The 6000-nt window shown below is 60.0% G+C and carries 6 protein-coding genes; 1 reads left to right on the top strand and 5 read right to left on the bottom strand.

Features of this window, described 5'->3' with window-relative positions:
• The coding region (locus tag AC1XOS_RS03490; RefSeq protein WP_481960827.1) for a radical SAM protein at positions 1-741 on the bottom strand (741 nt) is incomplete at its 3' end.
• 155 nt (positions 742-896) lie between these two features.
• Here AC1XOS_RS03490 and AC1XOS_RS03485 point away from each other — a divergent pair.
• Positions 897-2162 (top strand): hypothetical protein, encoded by a 1266-nt coding sequence (locus tag AC1XOS_RS03485; protein WP_481960826.1) that lies wholly within the window; start codon positions 897-899, stop codon positions 2160-2162.
• Here the strand turns inward: AC1XOS_RS03485 and AC1XOS_RS03480 are convergent.
• The 4 genes from AC1XOS_RS03480 to AC1XOS_RS03465 are packed head-to-tail and all read right to left on the bottom strand — an operon-like array spanning position 2159 to position 5683.
• Positions 2159-3094, bottom strand: a complete 936-nt coding sequence (locus tag AC1XOS_RS03480; RefSeq protein ID WP_481960825.1) for an ABC transporter ATP-binding protein — start codon at positions 3092-3094, stop codon at positions 2159-2161. The two genes, AC1XOS_RS03485 and AC1XOS_RS03480, sit on opposite strands and share 4 nt — an antisense overlap.
• Entirely contained in the window at positions 3091-4116 is a 1026-nt protein-coding gene (locus AC1XOS_RS03475) for an ABC transporter permease subunit (protein ID WP_481960824.1), read from the bottom strand. The genes AC1XOS_RS03480 and AC1XOS_RS03475 overlap by 4 nt, the downstream gene beginning before the upstream one ends.
• Positions 4113-5042 carry an ABC transporter ATP-binding protein gene (locus AC1XOS_RS03470; protein WP_481960823.1) on the bottom strand — a complete coding sequence of 310 codons (930 nt, stop codon included), beginning with the start codon at positions 5040-5042 and terminating at the stop codon, positions 4113-4115. The genes AC1XOS_RS03475 and AC1XOS_RS03470 overlap by 4 nt, the downstream gene beginning before the upstream one ends.
• A gap of 26 nt (positions 5043-5068) precedes the next feature.
• Entirely contained in the window at positions 5069-5683 is a 615-nt protein-coding gene (locus tag AC1XOS_RS03465; RefSeq protein WP_481960822.1) for a hypothetical protein, read from the bottom strand.
• Between the last annotated feature and the right edge of the window lie 317 nt (positions 5684-6000).

The following is a 6000-nucleotide window of genomic DNA, read 5'->3' as shown; positions in this document are numbered from 1 at the left end:
CGTGGGATAGCAGTAGAGCAGGCGCACCCACTTCAGATTCTCTATCTTGCCCAGCTCGGTTAAGAGACGTGGCAGGGCGAGCTCCTTGTAGAGGTCCATCCCGTAGGCCGTGGTGTCCTGGGCGATTAAGTTCAGCTCAATGGCTCCCGCATCCACGAGGCGCTTGGCCTCATTCACGATGCGCTCTAGCGGCTTGGAGCGGTGCTTGCCCCGAAAACTCGGAATCGAGCAGAACGTACAGGCATGGTCGCAGCCCTCGGAGATCTTCAGATACGCCGTCCAAGGCGCTGTCGCCCGCACCCGTGACGGCGGAATGAGCGGGTACTTCTCGGTGATGGGCTGGACGAAGTTATTGCCCAGCACGGGAAGCTCAAAGGCAGTGCGGCGGGGGAAGATCGAGTCTGCGATCTGGGTGGCACTCTGGATTCCAAAGAGCCCATCCACATCGGGCAAGTCACGGGCCAGAGTCTCGGCGTAGCGCTGGGCAAGGCAGCCCGCCACCACGACCTTGGAGATCTCGCCGCGCTCTTTTCGAGCCAGCGCAGACCGAATTGCCGCTAGAGACTCCCGTTTGGCGCTCTCAATGAAGGCACAGGTATTAACGACCACCACATCGGCGTCCGCATCCCCTTCAACGAGTTGCCCACGTCCGCCTTCTGTGAGAGCCCCTAAGAGCTCCTCAGAGTCTACCAAATTTTTTGGACAGCCCAGACTTACCAGGCCGATCCGAACCTTCTCCACGTCTACGCCTCAACATCCTCTAAAACAGTCAAAAGCCGCCCGCACCCAACAGGCGTGAGCGGCGATTAAACATTATACGTCGTTCATTCAATTCTGTCAATTATCATTAGTTAGTAATAATAACACTTGCTAGTAAAAGCGGTACAATGAACGCGGTGTCTCGTCTGCTTCGTCTCTATCTTCCCCTCGCGCTGAGCTTCCAGCTCATGATGCTTGAAGGCCCCTCGGTGCAGTGGGCCATTGGCCGACTGGCGGAGACCAAGATCAACCTGGCGGCGTGGGGGCTAACCATGCAGCTCTCGCTCCTCATCGAGAGTCCGGTCATCATGCTTCTCGCGACGGCGACGGCGCTGGTGAAGAACACCGACACGTTTCTGGCCCTGCGCTCGTTTATGCTGCGAATCGCGCTCTGGTGCACGGTGATCACTGCCGCCCTGTCGTTTACGCCCCTGCTGGACTTTACCTGTCTAGAGCTTCTCGGCCAGCCTGCCCCTATTGTGCAAGCCACGCGCCTGCCGATGCAGCTTATGCTTCTCTGGAGCGCCGCCATTGCCTGGCGTCGCTTTCATCAGGGTGTCTTAGTGCGCCAGGGCCAGACACAGCTTGTCACCTACGGCACGGCCATTCGCTTGGTGGCGGTGCTCCTCACGGCTCTGGCTCTCTCCTCGCTGAAAATTCTCTCGGGCGCAGCGACGGCAGCCGTGGCGATCATGCTGGGTGTGCTGGTCGAGGCGCTCTCGGCCAGTAGCTTCGCCCGCCCTGTCATCCGCTCGCTCCCGAAGATGCACGAGCCCGGTGAAGAGCCACTCACGCAGAAGGCCATTGCCAGGTTCCACACGCCGCTCGCCATGACCACGCTGCTCACGCTCGTCGCGCAGCCCCTCACCAGCGCCGCTGTCGCACGCCTGCCCTTGGCCACCCAGACCCTAGCGGCTTTTCCGGTCGTGTTCTCCGCGCTCCTCTTGCTACGCGGCTGGGGCTTTGCGGTGCAGGAGATCACGGTGGCGCAGCTAAAAAGAGAGACGGTGCTCGAGGCGACACTCTCACGCTTTGCCAGCATTGTCGGGGTCGTGACAACGGGCCTAACCCTGCTTCTGGCCCTCACGCCGCTGTGCAACCTCTACGCCACGGCACTAGGAGTCCCGGCAGATCTCCATAGCTTGGTGCGCGAGGGGATCCTCTGGGGAGCACTCTTGCCCCTGATTGCCGCGACCAGCTCTTTTGTGCGAGGCGTTTTGGTAGCCCGACAGAACACCAAACCCATCTACAGAGGCATGATTCTGGGGCTGAGTGTCCAAGCGCTCGTGCTTGTCGCAGGCGTTGTCGCCAAGCTCCCCGCACTGCCGCTTGCAGCACTCTCTTTTACCCTAGGTGGCATCGCGGAGACAGCGTATTTGATGGCAGCCAGCAAACCAGCCTAGGCATCGCCGACGAGATAACGGAACACGGATTCCAGGTTATTGTCCGGCGAGTGGAAGCGCTCGATAAGAAAGCCGCCGGAGATCACGAGCTGGGGCAGCGCTCCATAAAAGACGTCGGGCTGGTGGGTCTCGATCTCGACAAGCTTCTCGCTCTTGGGATCTACCCGTGCCGAGAGCACAAAGGGCTGTCCGATGAGAGTCGCAGCGAGCTCGCGGGGACGATCCGTGACAAGGCGGATGTGATGGGGATGCTTGTCAATCTGGTCACGGATGTCGTGGATATTGCCCTGGGCCAGCACGCGACCTTTGAAGATCACCAGAATTCGATCCGTGATCTGCTCGACTTCATACAGAATATGGCTGGACACTAAAACGCACTTGCCCCGCGCGGCAAAGCTCTGCATCAGCTCCACCATCTCGCGGCGGCCCACGGGATCCAGGCCATTCAGCGGCTCGTCCATGATCAGAATATCGGGGTCGTGGATAATGGCCTGCGCCACTTTGATGCGCTGACGCATGCCCTTGGAGTAGCCCCCGATGCGCCGGTCGCACCGATCCGCCATACCGACCTGCTCCATGACTTCCTGAACCCGCTTCTTCGCTCCCTCGCCCCGGATTCCGTTCATCGCCGCCAGCAGGGTCACAAACTCGCGCCCGGTCAGCTCTTCGTAGAAGTTATCAATCTCCGGGCAGTACCCCAGCCGCGCCGCCACCGCAGGGTTGGCAAAGGGCTCCTGGTTCAGAGAGAGCACGCGGCCCGTGTGTGGACGAAGCTGCCCGGTGACAAGCTTCAGCAGCGTGGACTTGCCTGCCCCATTGGGGCCGAGTAGCGCCGTCAGCCCGGCAGGAAGCTGAAAAGAGACATCGTTGAGGCCAATTACCTGGCCATGCCAGCGCGAAACGCGCTCAAGAGAGATCATGGGTTGGCTCATCCGCTGATGATCTCCACGGCGCGAATTTTCCGGTGGGCAGCGGCGAGGGGCAGTAGCACAAAGGCGGTTCCCAGTGCGGCAAGCGGCCAAGTCAGCGGTGCTTGCTGACGGCCCTTACGCCCCCCTGCGACGGGAAACGGGTGATCTTGTGGCTTGACATGCAAGAGATTCATCGCCAGCCCATCAGTGACTCCGCCCACACTGGCATTACGGACAGTCATCGCACGCACAATCGCCACTTTGGCTCCTGACTTCTCGTTGTCTAGGGCGACAAAAGCATTATCCGCCATGATGATCCCCGCGACATAGGTAAGCGTCCCAATCACAAAGTAGAAGCCCGCGTAGGTCGCCCCTGCCAGCCGCCCTCCTTTGGACCAGGCCGAGATTCCCACGATCAGGCTAGCATTGAGCACGGGCGCAATCAAAGTCGCCATGAACAGACGCGGCAGTAAGTACGGATTCTGGGACCAGAAGCCCTCATCGTAGTAGCTCGTCAGAAGAAAAATATAGATCAGCAACGTCGGGATTCCAGACGCGCACCAGAGAAGGGAGAAGACTCCAAACCACTTCCCTACCAGATAATCGAGCTTGGTCAGAGGCCGTGCAAGATAGACCAGCAGCGCGTTTGACTGGTTGTCTGCCGCAATGCAGCCCGCCCCAATAATCAGCGCCTCGATAAAGACCATCAGCCAGCTCTCGGTGACACATAAGTAAGTGCAGGCGGCGTAGGTAAAGGTGCCCTGGCGACCAAATGGCCCTCGTCCTCCCCCACCGCCGCCACCCATATCGCCCAAGGCCCGCGTGACATTGTGGTTCAGAAAGAAAAACAGCCCAAAAAACAAGTGGATCAGCACGATCATCAAGATCGGCATCCAGAAGCCAACCTTCTTGATATTGGTTCGGATCACGGACTGCGCGATCACCCACCACCCGGCTCGGACGGCTCGCATGGGGCCATCGTAGTTCCGGTACGTGCGATCCGCAATCAGGTTCGGGGCACTACTTGCGCGCTCGGTACTCATCCGCTCACTGCCTCCATAAACACATCCTCTAGGCTTCTTTCGGCAGGGCGAAAGCCACGTACTTGTGCCCCAGAGACAATCGCCGCATCGAAGATCAGGCGGTGGGGATTGGACTCCGTCTCGGGGAGGGCGAAGCGGCACGAGCTTCCCAGCTGCGAAACAAGGCTTGCTCCTCGCTGCCCCATCGCGCCCACAAACCCATCGGAGAACAAGCGCAGCTCGACATCGAACTGGACACCACGGGTCTGCTTTAGCTCCGCAATCGGCCCCTGCCGCACCACTTCGCCGCGCCGCATCACCACCACGGTATCACAGGTCTTCTCGATATCGGGCAGCAAGTGTGAGCAGACCACCACAGAGAGGCCCTTGCCATGGCTGACATCGCGCACCAGCTCTAGCATCTCATCACGGCCCGCCGGGTCAAGTCCATTGGTGGGTTCGTCTAAAAATAATAACTTTGGGCCATGCACCAGCGCCTGTGCCAGCTTCACTCTTTGCCGCATTCCGGTGGAGTAGGTCTCGACATTGCGGTAGCGCGCCTCCCCGAGGCTACACCACTCCAGCACCTCGTGGGCACGCCGGATCGCCTGCTCAGGGGGCATCCCGGCCAGCTCTCCCGCGTAGGCCACGAACGTGACCGCGTTCATTCCGGGAATATGGCAGTCCTGCTCCGGCATCAGCCCGATCTTCTGGCGGATGCGCTTGCCCTGAGTCGCCACATCCAGCCCCATAACCTGCGCCCGCCCCGAGCTCGGAGCCACAAAGCCCAGCAGGGTCTTGATCAGAGTCGTCTTCCCCGCCCCGTTCGGCCCAAGCAGCCCCACGCAGCCTTCGGGGATCTCCAGAGAGAACTGATCCAGCACGGTTTTCGAGCCGTAGCGCACGGTCAGATCAGAGACGGCGGCGATGGGAAGCGAGTCTTGCATAAGTATTGAGTCATTGTACCCGACCCTCACCATGGTTTGAGCATGCCGCCTGCCAGCCAGGCGGCGATGCGCTTTGAAGTCTCCCCGAGAGGCGTCTCCTCCAGCCCGATCAGGCCATGCTCCATCAGAAGCACACGCTGGCGCGGCGGGTGGACGACTAGGCTCGCGGGGAAGCTCTTGGGAAGGCTATTGTAGGTAGCCGTGTCGTCTTGCGTGCCCTGGGTGAACGCCAGCCCCTGCGCGATCTCATCGAAAAAATACCCCACGTAGCCCGGCTCGTCCTCGGAGCCAAAGTAGCCCGCGCGGACTTTGAGCTTCGGGTAGACTTTTCGGATGCGCGTAAAGTCGCTGGTGGTCGAGATGCCGTTGGTCAGGCGGTAGTTGACCCCCATCGCGGAGAGCTGCACGACCCGCTCCCGCTTCACATGGGCAATCAGCCAGCTCTCGGGGTCGTCGGCTGTGCCCCCTTCCCACCAGAGTAGCTCCAGAGTCGTGGTGGGGGCAGGCTTGGGGTTCTTCACCGTCGAAACCTCCACCCACTCGGTGCTCTGAGGCCTCCCGCGCAACCGGATCGCCTCAAGAACGCCCATTCCTAAACGTAGCTTCCCAATGCTTTTCCCAGGAACAATCGTCTCCGCCATGCCCCTACTGTACCCCGCTCAGTCCCAGCAGAAACATTTCTCTTTCAAAATCCCATTCTCAAATCTTAAGAATAGGGAGTCGTTATTACCATTAACCGCATCAGGCTGGTTTTCGGGCTTTCAGTGGCTCTCTTGTGTCCAATAAGTATCTTTAAGTGATAGACCGTGGCTCCATCCATCCTGGTGTCATAATGTAGTAGCCGCGGAGAGAGTCCACGACAGTGCTCTGCGGCATTCCAGTGCGAAGAAACTTGTATAGGGACGCTTCGCGCCGAGGGCCCTCCGGGCCAGGGATATCCGTCCGGCAGGACGTTCGG

This window comes from Armatimonas sp. (genome assembly GCF_964826245.1).
The sequence above is the reverse complement of the archived record's forward strand: the minus strand, read 5'-3'. Positions and strand labels throughout refer to the sequence as shown.